At 45.3% G+C, this 17187-nt stretch carries 13 protein-coding genes and 1 pseudogene; 6 read left to right on the top strand and 8 right to left on the bottom strand.

The features are described 5' to 3' along the window. The coding region (locus DKW60_RS11030; protein ID WP_109837712.1) for a viperin family antiviral radical SAM protein at window positions 1-824 on the bottom strand (824 nt) is incomplete at its 3' end. Window positions 825-940: 116 nt separating this feature from the next. Between DKW60_RS11030 and DKW60_RS11025 the strand changes: the two genes are divergently transcribed. After that, window positions 941-2887 carry a hypothetical protein gene (locus DKW60_RS11025; RefSeq protein WP_109837711.1) on the top strand — a complete coding sequence of 649 codons (1947 nt, stop codon included), beginning with the start codon at window positions 941-943 and terminating at the stop codon, window positions 2885-2887. A gap of 286 nt (window positions 2888-3173) precedes the next feature. Continuing rightward, on the top strand, window positions 3174-3347 hold the full coding sequence (locus DKW60_RS23675; protein ID WP_181389660.1) for a hypothetical protein: 174 nt from the start codon (window positions 3174-3176) through the stop codon (window positions 3345-3347). A 30-nt stretch (window positions 3348-3377) separates the two neighbouring features. Here the strand turns inward: DKW60_RS23675 and DKW60_RS11020 are convergent, their stop codons facing one another. The 5 genes and pseudogenes from DKW60_RS11020 to DKW60_RS11000 form a co-directional block, all read right to left on the bottom strand. Continuing rightward, window positions 3378-5051 carry an IS1634 family transposase gene (locus DKW60_RS11020; RefSeq protein WP_109837710.1) on the bottom strand — a complete coding sequence of 558 codons (1674 nt, stop codon included), beginning with the start codon at window positions 5049-5051 and terminating at the stop codon, window positions 3378-3380. Between the two features lie 174 nt (window positions 5052-5225). Next, window positions 5226-5441, bottom strand: a pseudogene (locus DKW60_RS11015) (transposase); the annotation flags it as partial. Next, complete coding sequence (locus tag DKW60_RS24665) at window positions 5426-5536, bottom strand: transposase zinc-binding domain-containing protein (protein ID WP_109837708.1); 111 nt, start codon at window positions 5534-5536, stop codon at window positions 5426-5428. The gene DKW60_RS24665 and the pseudogene DKW60_RS11015, both read right to left, overlap by 16 nt. Continuing rightward, the gene (locus DKW60_RS11005) at window positions 5520-6677 is read right to left on the bottom strand and encodes a benzoate/H(+) symporter BenE family transporter (protein WP_109837707.1); all 1158 of its coding nucleotides are present in this window, start codon (window positions 6675-6677) and stop codon (window positions 5520-5522) included. Before DKW60_RS11005 ends, DKW60_RS24665 begins: the two co-directional genes overlap by 17 nt. 188 nt (window positions 6678-6865) lie before the next feature. After that, on the bottom strand, window positions 6866-8545 hold the full coding sequence (locus DKW60_RS11000) for a hypothetical protein (RefSeq protein ID WP_181389659.1): 1680 nt from the start codon (window positions 8543-8545) through the stop codon (window positions 6866-6868). A 501-nt stretch (window positions 8546-9046) separates the two neighbouring features. Here DKW60_RS11000 and DKW60_RS10990 point away from each other — a divergent pair. Next, window positions 9047-10402 carry an amidase family protein gene (locus DKW60_RS10990; RefSeq protein WP_109837705.1) on the top strand — a complete coding sequence of 452 codons (1356 nt, stop codon included), beginning with the start codon at window positions 9047-9049 and terminating at the stop codon, window positions 10400-10402. A 156-nt stretch (window positions 10403-10558) separates the two neighbouring features. Next, window positions 10559-10825, top strand: coding sequence for a TIGR03643 family protein (locus DKW60_RS24305; protein ID WP_281271848.1), 267 nt, complete (start codon window positions 10559-10561; stop codon window positions 10823-10825). A gap of 60 nt (window positions 10826-10885) precedes the next feature. Here the strand turns inward: DKW60_RS24305 and DKW60_RS10980 are convergent, their stop codons facing one another. Then, on the bottom strand, window positions 10886-11248 hold the full coding sequence (locus tag DKW60_RS10980; protein ID WP_245929683.1) for a potassium channel family protein: 363 nt from the start codon (window positions 11246-11248) through the stop codon (window positions 10886-10888). Window positions 11249-11379: 131 nt separating this feature from the next. After that, on the bottom strand, window positions 11380-11856 hold the full coding sequence (locus DKW60_RS10975; RefSeq protein WP_109837702.1) for a DM13 domain-containing protein: 477 nt from the start codon (window positions 11854-11856) through the stop codon (window positions 11380-11382). 221 nt (window positions 11857-12077) lie between these two features. On the opposite strand from DKW60_RS10975, the gene sbcD reads away from it, so the two are divergent. Together sbcD and DKW60_RS10965 are read left to right on the top strand one after the other, a co-directional pair. Then, the gene (gene sbcD, locus DKW60_RS10970) at window positions 12078-13397 is read left to right on the top strand and encodes an exonuclease subunit SbcD (protein ID WP_109837701.1); all 1320 of its coding nucleotides are present in this window, start codon (window positions 12078-12080) and stop codon (window positions 13395-13397) included. Beyond that, complete coding sequence (locus DKW60_RS10965; RefSeq protein WP_109837700.1) at window positions 13394-17101, top strand: AAA family ATPase; 3708 nt, start codon at window positions 13394-13396, stop codon at window positions 17099-17101. Before sbcD ends, DKW60_RS10965 begins: the two co-directional genes overlap by 4 nt. The last annotated feature ends 86 nt before the right edge of the window (window positions 17102-17187 follow it).

Below are 17187 nucleotides of genomic sequence, written 5' to 3'. Positions count from 1 at the left end.
CCGCTATCTTTCAATAAGTAGAGGCGACAACTATCCTGACATAGGGGGGGGTCAACCATTATGTAAGATTCGGTCATATCTTGATTGTCTTCGACAACCATACATTCTGATAACGATGAGTGCCTTTCGACGAAACCCCTAAACTCCTGATCGGTAATGGATAAAGCGTTAGTAATAACAGGGAGGACACGCAAAACTTTCCATTTATTAGGTTGTAATTTTCTAACCATGTCATTCATGTCGCTAAGGTAATTCACATGATTTATTACACTGTTTAGCTTTACAACAATATCTGGGTTCACACTTCTCGCCACCGCTAAGGCCTTAACAAGATCATCGACTCCCAGTTGTTCACCTCTTTTGTTTTCTCTGCCTATAACTGTATTGTCCTCTTGGCTACTAGAGTCAATACTTATACCAATCATGGAAACTAAATTTGAAAGTGTATGCATGAAGCTAAGGTCACTAGAAGCGCTTCCATTAGTGATGATAGATGTGTCAAACCCTACACTTCGGGCTTGCTCTAAAATATATATAAGCTTTTCCTTGTACAAAGTCGGCTCGCCACCTGCTATATTTAAACGTACTGACTTCCACCTCAAAACATTTGATAAAGGGTTCTGTATGTTATTTGGTTGGAAATATTGATATAACTTCTTTAGTAACAGCTTAGACTTATAGGGATCGTGGATAATTTCTCTTAAGTCTTGTTTATCACTCCATTTGGCGTAACAATAGTCACAGCGATAGTTACATACCTCAGTGGCATGCCAGTTAATAACTAGTTGGTCTACAGCTTGTACTAATCTAGGTAGATGTCTCATCTTGTTGCTCCTGAATAAAACGTGTACCCATTCTGCTTAAAGCAAGTTTTTTCCGAAATGAAATCGCTCGTACCCCCCCTTTGCACACTACAACAGTCCCTGTAAGGAATTGATTTATGGCTGCTATCCCAAACGTTGAAAAACTGTTAATTGAAGCTCAAAAATGCTTTGACCTTGACTCTGGTCAGTCAACAATGAAGAACAGATTCACCACTCTAAACATGTCCACGGAAAATCATGACGAAAAGGTAAAAGAAATCCTGAAGCAGTTATTAGGCGCATTAGAGCTTGATGAAGAAGATTCGGAATACTTCTTGAAGAGCATAGTGAATTGGCAGCAATTCTATAAGAAACTTGAACTAAACCTATGGACTGGTGGTGCAGAGAAAAGCCATGTAGTTTTGCTATTACTAGGTTATGTATTTATTCCATTCATTGCGAGAACTGCTGCTCATTGGAATATTGACGGTTTTAAAGGAAAAGGGATGCCAAACGAATTCTGGTATTTACCTAAGCTTCAGATTATTGATGAGCAAAAGACATTGTTACTGCCTGTTCAACAAGTAATGCAATGGTTTGAAGACCTTCTAGATCAACCTATGGATCAACTAATAGAATCCTTAGATGCTAACTCTATCGAGCCAGAGTCTAAAGAGCGTAGTTTTTATAACTGGAAGAAAGGTACTCTTCCAGACGCTAAGACGATTGAAAGATATTTCTCTAGCGATAAAGAATACTCATTTAAAGGCTGTTATTCGCACAATACAGATGACTCACTGGAAGACCAATTTAATAATGCCTTCGCTTTTCTAAAGAACAAGAAGTGCCTAGATGAAGAAGGTATTCGTGATCAGTTACAACTTGCAACTAGACGGTTGGATAGGGTCTTCACAAAAAGGGCTAGTGACGAAGACAAAGAAATGTTTATCGAGGCAACAAAAGATCGTTTCGCTGTACCTGATATGTCAACCATTAGAAAAAGATTTTTATTGGCAAGAGCATCACAAGATGCATTTCAAAAACTATCTAAAATCCTCCACCATAATGTCAAATACAATAAAATCCCCGCCTCTAAAAATAAGCTACTACCTTTAGTTACGCAATATCAAAGAGTCTTTAATCTTACAACAGAGGCTTTTAACCAATGCGGTGTTGACCAATTACAAGAAGATTTATGGTTCGAAAATCAGTTATTAAGTTTTGAAAAATGGACAACTTTATTGTCAATATTGCCATCGATGCAGGATCAAGATATTGCAGAAGAACTAAGCAGTTATCTAACATATTTTTTCGAAAGCAGTGAAAGACTCTCAACTATTGACCATCACTTTCCTAACTACATGGATAGAGAGGATTTAAGCAGAAAAAGTTCTTTCCATTTTGAGCAGTATACAAATTACAGAAAAGATATAGACAGCACATCAGAGTTAATTGTGGCACTAGAAAATACAGAATCCCCTATAACGATCATAAAAAACTACAATGACTCTCATACTTTACTTAAAACATTAGTTCATGATTTCTCACCCGAAACAACAGCATTAATACTAAGCCGCTTAGAGGAAACTCTCAAAGATCCAAAAGATCTACTATTTTTAAATATGCATAAGCTTGCTATGTACTTAAACAAAAATCAAAATAGAAATAAATCTACCGAATCAAAAGTAGACTCATTACTTAAACAAGCTGAAGAAAGTGAATATTACCATCAATGGGAAGCAGTCTTTCTTCAATATAGAGCGAAGCACCACCTTTATTGCAACCAATTCGGTAATAACAAAAGACCAGCTGAGAAATATTTCAAACAAGCAATGGCAGCATGTGAACGTAATAACTATGGCCCTCTAAGAGGTGAAATCGCACGCGATGCTTTTGCAACGTTAGTTGCTAAGAGGGAGTTCAACAAAGATGATCAAAAATATTATCGCAACTTGATGAGGTATATGGAAATCTCAGGCAATGATGTATCTCTGGAAAGCAGTACTCAGGAACTGCGAAAGTACTTTTGGGAAAATCTATACAAACCTTACTCAACTGTGGAGCGGTTACGCCATGAGTGGTAATTTATAATTCTTTTGTTTGAGAAATAAGTACCCAACTAAAAGTTTTTTGCGTGACAACCGCTACCTGACTACGTCTTGCTGCTGAAAATACCGCAAAACTTTAATCTAGGTACTTACGTTCCATCTACTCAAACATAACACAAAATAATTCATAATGCAGTGCTGAAAAATACAACGACAATACCATCCCGTCACCAGCTTACGGATAGTGAGAAATAGCGCGCATTATCCTGTCAAACGTCAGCCATAGTCCTGTTGCACAGGCAGTAAGGAATAACGAACCCGCATGACACCGGTTTTACAACAGGAACAGGGGATGCCTTCAAATCCAGACACAGAAGACGCGTCCGTTGCTTTATCTGTCACTGCTGGTGTGACCGCCAGTGCTGCAATCGCCTGCCGGACAAGCGGTAGCTGCTGCTTCCGCCCAAGTTCGACACTTAAAAACGTAAGTCATTGATTTAACTGATATCGACTTCAAAAAATGTCACTACATTGTCTTATTAGTGGGTGGTGTGATGTCTAAATCCTTGAATAGTTGTTGTTGCTCAGGTTGTATTTTGCTGACCCCTTCATAGCATACTTGACCCACGAATACGCGATGACGCTGTAGGCGTTTGAGTTCGCGCAATGCCGATGCCGGGCTATGATCACTGCCGGCGGCTTTTAGGCGCTGACGGATCACGCGTGACAGGAGTAAAGCGATAAAGCAGATGGCGCTGTGGCTTTGAATGCGTTTGGGTAATCGATGATGGACCGGTGCGATGTCGATGTCATGTTTTAAGACACGAAAGCCGGTTTCAATGTCCATCAGGGATTTGTAGTGCTGAATGATACGACCGGCATCGAACGTTTCTTGGGGCAAGCTAGTCAGCACAAAGAGTTTGCCATCAAACAATTCCGCTTCCTGCACTTTGTCTTCATCGACGCTAAAACTAAAGCGTTCAGCGCTAAAGTCGGTGTTGATAAAGCGCTTATAGCACGAGTCTTGCAAAGCGGCACTGAAGCGCGCATGAGCCCCTCTGTCGCTTGCTATACGTCCTCGACTGCGCACACCTTGGTCTTGTTGATCCAGTTTAGCCGCCAGTTTGTCGCCGATCTGGCAAAGTGCTTCAATACCGTCTCGTCGTTGTTGTGACTGGTCAGCGGCTGTTTTGGGATCATGGGCAATCACTAATCGTCGGTCTGCAAATTGGTGCTCAACGACGCTGGGGGTGTCGCGGTCAAAACACAGCGTTGATAAGGTGGAGCGTAATTCTTTGTAACGACTGGCCGGTAACGCCATGATGTAATCCGGTGCAACGCCACTGGCCAATTCAGTATTTTCTAATTGGTCAATGTTATCCAGGCTTAATAAGCCGCGATCGGCAACCACAATGGCACGTTTTAGCTGATAGCGTGAGAAGTTGCGGGTGAGTACCGGTATCAAGGTACTGACTTCCGCCTGATTGCCTTCAAAAACGGCAAAATCTAAGGGAATCCCGCAGTCACTTTGCACGACCGCTAATAAATATTGACGGGCAATACCGCCTTCCAGTTCTTTGCTACACCCATAGCGACGCAGATCATTCTCCTGTTCGCTGTTTCCATGTACCCGAATCGTGGTGAGATCATAAAAAGCCACCGTCAACTCTTGATCTAGAAGTGGTTTAATTTGACCAGCCAGGGCATCACGAACCGCCTCTAAATGCTCTGCCAAGGTATCCATTGCACGCAATAATTGTTGGTGCGACAAACTGTTAGGAGAGATACCCGGAACTGCCGCCTCTTCCAGCCAACGCAGTGTTCCCAGCTTGCTCTCAGGGTCACACAGGCGATTAAACACCATCACTCGCAAGGCATCGACCACATCAAACTGGCGACGATTTGAGGATAGAGCTTTGCCCAGTACACGGGTTAGGTTCAGAGAATCCCATACACTCTGTAACGCCCAGCTGTCACCCAGTGCACGGGCCGCTTCAAATTCAGTTTCTTTGGGCGACTCAACATCACCACCCAACAAGCGATTAATGCTATTAACGAGTTCATGCCCTTGCTTCTCAAACTGTTCTACACGGCCAAGGTTTGCTAAGTGGCGTTGTTTCACCTTGCCATTTTCATCACGGTAGGTCTCTGCGAGACGAACATACGTTCGAGGGCCTGATTTTGAAGTGCGGATATACATGGCACCATATTTTAACCCGTGTAAGTGCCATTATAAAGTTACATTAAGTTAATAAAATGGCACTACAAAAAATTGCACCAAAATCCAGTTATGACATTGATTCTTTTAGGGGGTAGTCGGAAAAATCAGGGTATAAGTGTCGAACTTGGGCTTCCGACACTCATTCGCCAGCTAACCAAAATGCCGGATACCCATAAAACCATGGGGTAAAACATGCTGTAGAAACCGCCGCAGAAACTCTGGGCCTTCCAGTATCATGACCTTTGACTGCCCGTCCCGGTAGTCCTGATAACGAAAACGCACATGCGTGTCATCCATCGCCAGTAAGCGGGATTCACTGATGGCAATTTTGCGGGTATAGCGCGACAGGTATTTCACCACGGTTTCCGCTGTTGCCATTGCTCACTGGCTTGCTGCTGACAACGGGGACAATGGCGATTACGGCAAGCGTGGTAAAGCACCTGTTCTTCACCGCCGAAACCCATAAACCCACCGCGCCAACAGCCCAGCAACCAACCCCCAAAACGCCGCTCCAATTCCACCAAGCACAATCCCCGAAGCCGTCACCAAAAACGTAATCAACGCTGGCTCTCTCTCAGCCGCATCCGCCAACGCGCCACTCAGCCCATTGCCAATCGTAGCCAGTAAGGCAATGCCCGCAATCGCCAGCACCAACTCCTGTGGAATTGAGGCAAAGAACACCACGACTGCCGCACCTAACAGCCCAACAATCAAATAAAACACACCCGCTGCAAAAGCTGCCAGATAACGTTTTTTCGGATCAGGATCAGCGTCTTCCCCCATGCAAATCGCGGCGGTAATCGCGGCAAGATTAAAGGCAAATCCACCAAATGGCGCGAGTACTAAGGAGGCGATTCCCGTCCAGCTGATCACGGATGACAACGGCGCTTTGTAATCATGTGCTTTGAGAATGGCGATGCCTGGCAGGTTTTGTGAAGTCATGGTGACGACAAATAGCGGGATGCCGACACTCAGCATCGACACCCAGTTAAACGAGGGAAATACGAATTCCGGCTTGGCGAGTGTCAGCGTTAATGCATCGTAGCGGATGCCGCCCTGTAGTCCGGCGTAGACCAAGCCGACGATCAGCACCAACATTATGGCGTAACGTGGCAGGAAGCGTTTGCCCAGCAGGTAGGTGACGAACATGAGTGACACCATAACCAGCTCGGTTTGCATCGAGACAAACACATCGACACCAAAACGAAATAACACGCCTGCGAGCATGGCCGAGGCGATAGGCACGGGGATAATATCGGTGAGCTTTTCAAACCATCCGGTGACGCCGCTGAGGATAATCAGTACGGATGAGAATATGAAAATACCCACGGCCTCTGACATTGGCAACCCTACTAATCCGGTGGCCAATAATGCCGCGCCGGGCGTTGACCATGCCGTGAGTAGCGGGATGCGATAGTAAAGCGATAAGCCGATACTGGTTGCGCCCATTCCCAACCCAAGCGCGAGTATCCACGAGGTAATTTGTGATGGAGTGGCACCGGCTGCATTAGCGGCCTGAAAGATGATGGCGACGGAACTGGTGAAGCCCACTAATACCGCGATAAATCCCGACACAAAGTGCCGTAACGCTAAACCCTGAAACATAGAGAGTACAACTCTTGCTGAATGTTTAAATGATGGGTGGCTAAGATAATGTAATTCTAAATTAAAGCAATGTAATCTCAGCGCTAATAGCGTCTAACGCTTAAGGACAATACAAAGGTGTTGCCCGTTTAATGAATAACTAGCCAGATGCCTGACTACTTTCGTCCGACCAAGCACCCTAATTATCCCTATTGAGAAGCCACCCGGATTGGTTTGCCATGTCTGACAATCGGCCCATAGCTTGAGCATCCTTTCCACCAGCAACGATTCAATTTAGAGAATTGCATCAAGGCTTGATATTTTGGCGCTTCATGACTTGGTTGAGTAATGTATTCTTTGATTCCCCAACTACCAATCCATGAGTACTGTCGGGGTGCTGAAAATGCGATGAATAACTTTCCACCTGCTTGCTTCCAGCCGCGCAAAAATTGATAGTACAACCGAGACATTCGAGGGTCGCGATTAGCTTCAATCAAATAAGGATTTGGCCCCTCTGTCATTGTATGCGTTTTGTAAGCCACCAAGTGTTGTCCACCTTCATAAGCAACTAAATCAACACCATAGCGCTTAGATAGCTCGGCTTGGTTCTTCACAGAGCTCAGAATGTTTTTGATGGAGTAAGGGTTTTTAGGATCTTCGAGTATTTTAAACACAGCATCCACACTTCTTAAACGTCGCGTGTCAGGTTGTGAGGCATAAAAATAAGGAGCGATTGCCAGAGCATCCGTGTGTAAATACGCGTCCTGATAATCGAGCATCATTTTAGTCAAACGTAGATTACCCGTCATGCCGCCCATGACTCGGACCAGACGATCGGTACTGCCATAGATTTTCTCCCAAATTTTGAAGATCTCGACACTGCGTTTTGAATAAAACTTATACCCCGCATAGTCCCGATTAGGATCAAGTCTCAAAGCTTGTCCTTTATCTTTCATGTAATGAGCCTGTGGGAAAATGCCATTCCACGCTTCATTGGTGTACTCCACGTAAGCTTTAAGGCCCGGTTTGAGGTGCTTGTGAACGTATTGGGCGTACTTGTGAATAAAGTAGTTGTCTGCCTTATGAGGCAGAGTAAACCATGCATCGCTTTTCAATACATTGGCTAACTCAACCATAATTTCTAAAGGCACACCACGTACGCCTTCAACGCCAGCCCAAGTTGCATTCTCAGGCTTTGCACGCTGATTCCATGAGCTCATGGAATTTCTGGTGATCCCTGACATATTCATAAAACGCAGCACTTTAAAGTCTTTCATGAAGGTCAGATAGTCAGGATTGAACGTTAGCTCTTTGTGGTACTTCGCAAATGACAGGTATTGCTTACCGCCACACTCATTCGCGTTATTAACACGCTTAAACACATGTCTGTGACAAACACCGCCCGGCATCAGGACTTTAATATTGCGTAGGTAATCGCTTGGGTCACTCTTCACAATAGAGATCGTTGCACTAATCTCGTCTTTCTCATTAGGCACCAGACGGATAATGTCCTTGCCTTTAGAGCGACTAATCAATTTTGCACTGACACCGTATTGCAGCTCGCCATTGCCATCGTAAAGAACGGTGTAGTCACCTTTTGGAAGTGCTTTTGCAGGAATATGACTAGCGAATCGTGTGCCTGCTTTTCCATTATTCAGCGCTTTTGGCCAGCCGTTAGCATCGTAGGTAATTCTCCCTTTGGTTAACCAAGGTCGGGCTTCCTCAAACGGTAAGGATAATTTGAAGAGGTCAACAAATGGAATGCTGGTTCCAAGGTCCATCGCTTCATTGGTATTTATACCGATAGAAGCCGTTTTATTCGCAGCAGACACGGTAGATCCGTTGAACGTGACACACAGGAGCAAGGTAAAAATGAAATATTTATACATGTGATGCTAGTCCCCAACTAGCCTCAACTGGATCGCATACTAAGATAAGGTCTTGTCGATACGGGTTTGCCTTAGCGCTTCGAATGCGATGGCGCAGTTGTTTTTTATTATAATTATTTTTGCTTTGTAGCCATTAACAATGCGTTATGTGGTTGTTTTTATTATTGTTATTTATCTCGTTAAAAGATGAATAGTATTTTCCGCTTTTCTGATGAACCGCTTGTTAATGTTTTTGCCAAAATCGGCGGATTTGAAGAGATTTGCCTGATTTGGAAAGCAGCGATTCAGTTTGGGAAAAAGATCTCAAAATTAGACGCAACGTTCGATTTATCGTTTAGGGATAACAAGAACACAAAGCAGGTAGATAGAGAATGATTATCTGACAGTTGAATAACTATCAGACGGGTGGATTGCTACTGTCGCCCCCACTTAATGGTTTTATTTATCGCGGTTAGATCCTATCATTAACGCTAATTATTCACACCATGAAAGGCGCACGCTATGACCCCTCAAGCTAACATCCGAAGCCTTGCCGCCCAGCTAACTGCCGGTGAAATGAGTTGCGAGCAATTGGTTAAAGAACGCTTGGCGTTAGCGAGTCAGAAAGATGGCGTCTTTATCGAGTTGAATGAGGATTTATTACTGGAGCAAGCCCGCGAAGCCGACCAACAACGTGCAGCAGGTACGGCAAAGCCATTAGCAGGCATACCCGTTAGCCTGAAAGACTTGTTCAATGTTGAGGGACAAAAAACACTGGCAGGCTCCGCGGTTCTGGCAGACAAAGCCTCGATAGAACCCAGTGATGCAGAAGTCGTCGGTTATCTACGCGAAGCTGGAATGCTGTATTTCGGACGTACCAATATGAGTGAGTTTGCCTTCAGCGGCATGGGAATTAATGAGCACTTCCCGCCGTTATATTCTGTATGGGATGACGACGGCTTGCGCATCCCCGGTGGTTCTTCATCAGGCAGTGCGGTGAGTGTTGCGCTTGGCATTGTTCCGGCAACGTTGGGATCTGACACAACCGGCTCCTGCCGCATTCCCGCCGCATTTAACGGTGTTGTCGGCATGAAACCGAGTCATGGGCGCTTATCATTAAAAGGCATCTTTCCTTTGTCGCATAGCTGCGATGCCCCCGGCCCTTTAGCCGTGGATGTGGACAGCTGCTTTTTGCTCGACCAGCTGATGCAGGGCAAACAGTTTGACGAGTTACCCAGCCTTGAGACTGCCGATATAAAAAAGACTCGCTTACTCATTCCTCAGGCAGTAGTGATGGAGGACTTAGACCCTGAAGTCGGGTCTGCTTTTAACCGCGCAGTTAAGCATTTAGAAGCGGCTGGTGCAGAGATTATCCGTGAACCATTCCCGGAACTCGATCAATGTATCGACATGTTTATGAGCCGCAATACGGTGATTTATGAAGCTTGGGAATTGCACCGTCCATTGCTTGATACTCACGGTGATGAATACGGTGATTATGTCCGTAGCCGAATCGAGAGCGGTCAAAGCGTGACCGAAGAGGAGCAACAACAACGCTATGTCGAGAAAGCTGCATTGACTGAAATGGTGAAGCGCACCCTCGACAGACTGAATGTCGATGCGATGATTTATCCAACGGTTCCCTGTATTCCACCGTTGGCTGCTGACACTGAGGATATGGACAAAATCGGTCCGATTAATTTACGTTGTTTACGTAATACCTCGACGGTGAATTATTTTGATGGCTGCGCCATTAGCTTGCCATGTCATAGTATCGGTGAAGCACCTGTGGGATTGATGCTTAGTAGTGTCCATGGCGATGATGAGCGGTTGTTGGAAATTGCCTCGGCAGTGGAAGCTGAAATGTCTACTAGCTGATCATAACGAGGCTACAAACCAATACAAATTTAAGTGGCCGGCAACTCCTTCCGAATGGCACACAACACAGCAGGTATTTTTTACAAACCTGTAATCCTGTGGTCTTATTGCGTATCTGATTTATGTCGCCGACTTATACCAAAACGAGCAATTAACGTGAAAAAAGAACTCAAAAAGTTTTCTGCAGAAGATGAATCAAGAATCATCGAGATGGCGTGGGAAGACCGAACTCCCTTCGAAGCAATCGCTTTGCAATTCGGCTTGAATGAGTCACAGGTGATAGCCTTTATGCGAGGCCATGTAAAAAAACGTAGCTTTAATATTTGGCGTCAGCGTGTCAGTGGCCGTAGTAGCAAGCACCTCAAACTGAGAAACCCTGAGATCTCTCGCGGTTACTGCCCTACACAATATAAACAGCGTTAAATCTGTTTACGGCTGATTGGCCAGCTCTTAATTCATGACTGCTTCAAACCAAACCTTGTTTTAAGAATCACTCTGAATTATCCAGAACCGCTGCATTTCAATAAACATAAATGAGGCAGTCCAAGTGATCAGCACAAGGCCAGTCAACGCCTCAAGTCCCACCAAAAATCGTATATCGCCAAGCGGTTCAATATCACCAAAACCTAATGAGGTATAAGTGGTAAATGAGAAGTAACTCGCATCCATCAGCGTGCCATTAAAGTTGCCCTCTAAAGAGCCGTAACGACCGCTATCCAACATAAAATAATAGGCAAAAGCGAACAGCCAAACCTCAGCGACATGGGCGACTAACGCCCCAAACACACCAACCAAGATACGTAAACGGGATCGCAGAAAGGTCAGTTTTGGAATGAGTCTCGTCAAGCGGAACAATACCTCGTAATGTATGAGGACTGCCCCTGCAATTAGCGCGCTGTTGATAATGAATATTTCGATCATTCGAAAAGATTACTGAGTAATCCGGCTAATGTCACCAGTCTATAGGGCATAAGGCACTAGCGATACTTCGCTGCTGTAATAAATTCACCAAATGTCTCACACCACACAACTGCTGTCGTATATTGCGACGGGTCAATAGTTGCCGGAACAGGTAGCACGAAATTTTTGAAGGTTTTCACATCCCCAACCTGAACCATTTTATCTTTGAGTTGTGAGAATGCAGCTTCCGTTTCAACAAACTCAGGTGATAAATACAATTTGTAATCCGGCCCTGGCGCAAGCTTACCCACCAATGAAATGACGTTTTCACCTATTGACACTCTTCCCTCACCCCAATGAAGCCCATCACTTCCTTCGAGGTCTCTACGGAACTCACCTGTAAAGCGCGCACCTTGCGATGCCGCTGCAACTTCGGTTTCAGAAGGAGCAGGTGGGGCGATCAGTATAGGTAGGAAGTAGATTCCAGCGGCAAAGCCAATCGCTCCGACTACACCGTGGGAGACTAGTAATCCAAAAATGGTACGTTTTTTCATGATGTTGCCTCTATTATATTTTGTTGATTGGCTTTTTCGACTTCTGAGGTTTCTACCTCTTTCAGTATTTCGGGTGGATGAACTGTTGTACAGAATATATAGAAAGTCAGTCCATAAAATTTAGATTAAATATCTGCCAGAACTATACGTATTGCCGCCTAAACTTACAACAAACCAAGCCTCTGCTGTACAATGCCCCTACCTCCAAAAAGGCACAAAACATGCGCATTATCCATACCTCTGACTGGCACTTGGGACAACACTTCATTAGTAAAAGCCGTGCACATGAGCATCAGGCATTTATCGACTGGCTATTGACTCAGGTGAGTGAGCAAGACATTGATGCTGTGATTATCGCTGGCGATGTATTCGACACTGGCACGCCACCCAGTTATGCACGAAAGCTGTATAACTACTTCGTTGTGGAAATGAGTAAGCTGTCATGTCAATTGATTGTGTTGGGAGGCAATCACGACTCCGTATCTACTCTGGATGAATCCAAAGGCTTACTGGCTTACCTAAGCACCCATGTCATCGCCAATGTGCAAGCTGATTTAAGTGAGCAGATCTTTGTACTGAATGATAAACAAGGTGAAGCAGCGGCCATTTTGTGCGCCATCCCATTTATTCGCCCTCGCGATGTTGTGAGCAGTCAAGCCGGTGAGTCAGGCACGGATAAGCAACAAGCCTTAACTCAGGCAATCGCGGATCACTACCAGTCCTTATACGATCTCGCCGAAAAAAAACGGGATGAATTTGTACAGCCTCTTCCGATTATCGCGACCGGCCATTTGACCGCCATGGGGGTAAAAACGTCCGAGTCTGTCCGTGATATTTATATCGGCACCTTAGAGGCTTTTCCTGCCAGTGCTTTCCCACCTGCTGACTATATTGCACTGGGGCATATACACCGCCCGCAAGTGGTAGCTAAGTCGGAACATATCCGCTATTGCGGCTCGCCAATTCCATTAAGCTTTGATGAGTTAGGTAGCCAAAAACAGGTGCTAGTTGCTGAGTTTGCCGAAGGAAAACTGACCAGTGTTAAACCGCTGTCTATTCCACTTTTCCAGCCAATGCAGGTCATTAAGGGCAATTTAGCCAGTATTCATCAGCAGTTAGTGGAATTGGACAGTGCAACGAATCCCGTACCCAGCGGCACTCAGACAACCCTAAGCATTATTCCTGATATTGAGGAGGATGCTGATGATAACGATACAAGCACTGATAAACCGCTGCCAATCTGGTTATGCATCGAGGTAGATACCTCAGACTATCTGGATGATTTACAACAGCGTGTTCAAGAGATGACGGCTGATTTAAATGTTGAAGTCCTGCAATTACGTCGCGCCAGAAATGCCAAACGCATACGCCTTGAGCAACAAGAAAAAGAGACACTGGCTGAGTTAACAGTTGATGATGTTTTTGAACGTCGTCTGGCACTCGAAACCTTTGAAGGTGACATGGCAGAAGAGCGGCGCAGCAGAATACTGAATGACTTCAGACAAATCGCGGAAGAAGTCTATACGGGGGAGCAGTCGTGAAAATTCTCAGTCTACACCTCAAAAATATCAACTCGCTGAAAGGTGAATGGAAGATCGATTTCACCCAGTCACCGTTTTCTGACAATGGCTTATTTGCCATTATCGGCCCGACGGGTGCGGGGAAAACCACTATTCTGGATTCGATTTGTCTGGCACTTTACCACCGCACACCGCGCTTGCCGATTATATCCACCAGCACCAATGAGCTGATGACGCGTGGCACTGCGGAGTGTATGGCGGAAGTGGAGTTCGAGGTCAAAGGTAAAGGTTACCGTGCAAACTGGAGTCAACGACGCTCGCGCAATAAGGCAGACGGAAATTTGCAGGCCGCTCAGGTGGAGCTTGCCGAGCTCTCTGACGGGACTATTCTGACCTCAAAAATCGGTGAAAAGAACCAGAAGATTCAAGCGTTGACTGGCCTGGATTTCTCGCGCTTTACCAAGTCGATGATGTTATCTCAGGGTCAGTTCGCTGCATTCCTAAATGCCGATACCAATGACCGCGCCGAGTTACTGGAAGAGTTAACCGGTACTGAAGTTTACGGTTTGATATCCAAGCAGGTGCATGAGCACTATACACAGAAAAAACAGGCGCTGGCCGAGCTAAAAGCAAAAGCCGACGGCATGGAGCTACTGGATACTGAGCAGCGCCAATCATTGGAAGCCCAGCAAGCTGACTTAGCCGAACAGGAAGCCGACACCACGCAGCAATTGACCCACTTACAAACACACCAACAGTGGTGGACTGATGTCAACAATGCCAAACAAACTGCACAACAAGCCGCTGATAAAGTTACCAAAGCGTTGGCTAAGCAAACCGATGCCGCAGATGATTTGGCACGGTTGGCTAATAGCGAACCTGCCGAAAAAATCCGTGCACAATTTTTGCTACAGCAGCAAGCCAATCGAAATCTGGAAAAAGTTGCGACGGAGCTAACTCGCTTATCGAGCGATATTCAGCACAATGAACAGCTGCATGAGGCACATCAGCGTGAATTAAGCGATGCAACAGAAAAAGCCGAACAAGCTGAGCAGGCGCAACAAGAGCTGGAATCACTGCTCAATGACACCATAATCCCTCTGGATAATGAGTGTGCGGGACTGAGTAAAGACCTGACAACTGCCGAACAACAATTGGCTGACCTAGACGTCGAGCTGAAGCAATTAACCGAACAAAAACAGCAAAAGCAGCATCAACAAAGCCAACAAAATATCACACTGACAGAATTAGAAACTTACCAAAAAGCGCATGCACATGACGCATCGTTGTCTGAGCATTTGGGGCTATGGGAGTCGCAATTTGGTCGCCTAAAAGACTTTTCTGTAAAACATCGTGACCACCAGCATTCATATAAAGTACTGAAAGCTAAACAAGCACAAACTGAAGCCGATAAACAACAATCGACACAGGCAGTGACCTCAGCAGAAAGCGCTCTGAGCAGCCAAAAGAAAGCGCTGGAGGCTGCCAATCAAGCGTTCGAGGCGGCTTTTGGTGGTGATGAATACAATGCATTGGAACTGCAATATCGTCAGTTAAGCTCACAACAAAGCCAACTGCAGAGCCTAAAACACCTGTCTGAGCAATTTGGCAAATTACACCAGGATAAGAATACTTGTATCGCCTTGCATGCAGATCTAAGCAAAACACATCAGAAAATCCAGGTTGATCTGCAAAAATTAGAGCAACAGATTCAAGATAAACAGACTCATCTAAATGATATTGAGAAGCTAATCGAGCAGGAAAAACACATTAGTGATCTCAATACAGAGCGCGCTAAACTTCAGCCTGGTGAGCCCTGCCCTTTGTGTGGTTCGGATGAACATCCATTGGTTGACGACTATCAACAGCTGGATATTTCAGAGACCGAAAAACGCAGGCAAGCTCAGCAGCAAGACCTCAAAACACTTGGGAGCGAGCTAAGCCAGTTATCCCAACAATCCACAAAAACACAAACGCAGATTGAAACGCTAGATCAGCAATTGGCTGCGCTTGAGTCTGAACTGACCTATTGTACGAATCAATGGCACGACCTCACCGCAACACTATCGGTCAGCTTAGTCATCAGTGATCCAGAATCCACTAAGGCATTTCTGACAAAGACCGAGCAAGCGCAAGCCTCGTTAGCTCAACGTTTAGAAACGCTTAAACGGCTGGATGAACAAAAGCGACAGGCTACTGATGCCTCAACAAAGGCGCAGCAAGCCTATGACAAAGCGACCCATCAAGTCACACTACACCAACAGTCCTTAGATAATCTTGCACAGCAACTGGAGCAGCTCACTACAGCTGGCAAGCAGGCCAGTGCAGAAAAAGAGTCAATATCACAGGCTCTGGAATCACAGCTTTCAGCGCTGAATCTGTCATTACCCTCCTTAAACGAACAAGGTGAGTGGCTCAATGACAAACGCCGCGCCGCTAAGCAATGGCAGAATAGCGTGGAGCAATTAAAGCTGTGTCGGGAAGTGCTTAGCACACTGAATGTTGAACTTAAGAATCTTGAAGAGAAGCTGGCTACATTAAACAAGGCATCGGATAAGCTTCACGCCACGAAGACCGAATTATCTGATCAGCTCAGCAACAAACAAGAAACACGAAAAACGCTATTCTCTGATAAATCGGTCAATGCAGAGCGAGAAGCTGCTAAAGCCACTAAGCAACAGGCGATAGCACTTAGTCTGCAAGCTCAAAAACAACATCAGTCCAGTAAAGATCAATTACAAACATTAAGTGGTCAGTTAAAAGCAGCCACCGCACAGCAAAATGATCTTCAAAAAATCCAGCTGGTAGAGCAAAAAGCATGGCAAGAAGCTTTGGAATCCAGCCCATTTGATTCTCAACAAGCCTTTGAGACCGCCCTGCTATCAGAGCTGGAATTACAATCGCTCAATGTCCTGAAAAACCAAATTCAGAGTGATATCGAGCGCTCACAAGCGATCAAAGAACAAGCTGATACTAAACTGACAGAATTACATGCAAGCGCTGAGCAACAAGCATTCGCTGACACTCCTCAGGATAAAGTGGCGCAACAGTTGGACACTTTGAAGCAACAGCAGAAATCTATTAATCACCAGCAGGGTGAGATTAAGCGCAGCCTTGATGATGATCAGCAACGACGTAGCAATCAGGCAGCCTTATTTGAAAAAATTGAACAAAGTCAGCTTGCCTATGATGATATGGCTTATCTCCACAAGCTGATCGGCTCCAGTGACGGTAAAAAATTCCGGACATTTGCCCAGGGCTTAACGCTTGATCATCTGGTGTTTCTGGCGAATCAACAAATGGAGCGCCTACATGGCCGTTATTTATTGCGTCGCAAGCCTGTCGAGCTGGATAGTAAAGCGGACGATAAACTGGAATTGCAGGTTATTGACACCTGGCAGGCGGACAGTGCGCGTGACACCAAGACCTTATCCGGCGGAGAGAGCTTTCTGGTGAGTCTAGCACTGGCATTAGCACTGTCAGATCTGGTCAGTCACAAAACCAGTATCGATTCCCTGTTCCTCGATGAAGGCTTCGGCACACTGGATAGCGAAACCTTAGATACTGCGTTAGACACACTCGATAATCTCAATGCCTCAGGCAAAATGATCGGTGTTATCAGCCATGTTGAAGCGATGAAAGAACGTATCCCAGTACAAATTCGCGTGCACAAAATGAATGGCCTCGGACTGAGTGAATTAGATGCAAGCTTTAAATACAAATAGTTTCATCCACAGTTGTCCACACCATCTGTGGATAAGCTTGTTGATACGCTAATCATAACCCCGACGGAGTAAGCTATTGCTTACTG

Origin of the sequence: Leucothrix pacifica (genome assembly GCF_003172875.1) — a bacterium.
Lineage (GTDB): Bacteria > Pseudomonadota > Gammaproteobacteria > Thiotrichales > Thiotrichaceae > Leucothrix > Leucothrix pacifica.
This window is presented reverse-complemented; position numbering and strand designations above follow the sequence as displayed.

Bases quoted from the DNA above. Each gene is read 5' to 3' on its own strand.
- DKW60_RS11025 (WP_109837711.1), top strand. From the start codon at position 941: ATGGCTGCTATCCCAAACGTTGAAAAACTGTTAATTGAAGCTCAAAAA.
- DKW60_RS23675 (WP_181389660.1), top strand. From the start codon at position 3,174: ATGACACCGGTTTTACAACAGGAACAGGGGATGCCTTCAAATCCAGAC.
- DKW60_RS11020 (WP_109837710.1), bottom strand. From the start codon at position 5,051: ATGTATATCCGCACTTCAAAATCAGGCCCTCGAACGTATGTTCGTCTC.
- DKW60_RS24665 (WP_109837708.1), bottom strand. From the start codon at position 5,536: ATGGGTTTCGGCGGTGAAGAACAGGTGCTTTACCACGCTTGCCGTAAT.
- DKW60_RS11005 (WP_109837707.1), bottom strand. From the start codon at position 6,677: ATGTTTCAGGGTTTAGCGTTACGGCACTTTGTGTCGGGATTTATCGCG.
- DKW60_RS11000 (WP_181389659.1), bottom strand. From the start codon at position 8,545: ATGTATAAATATTTCATTTTTACCTTGCTCCTGTGTGTCACGTTCAAC.
- DKW60_RS10990 (WP_109837705.1), top strand. From the start codon at position 9,047: ATGACCCCTCAAGCTAACATCCGAAGCCTTGCCGCCCAGCTAACTGCC.
- DKW60_RS10975 (WP_109837702.1), bottom strand. From the start codon at position 11,856: ATGAAAAAACGTACCATTTTTGGATTACTAGTCTCCCACGGTGTAGTC.
- sbcD (WP_109837701.1), top strand. From the start codon at position 12,078: ATGCGCATTATCCATACCTCTGACTGGCACTTGGGACAACACTTCATT.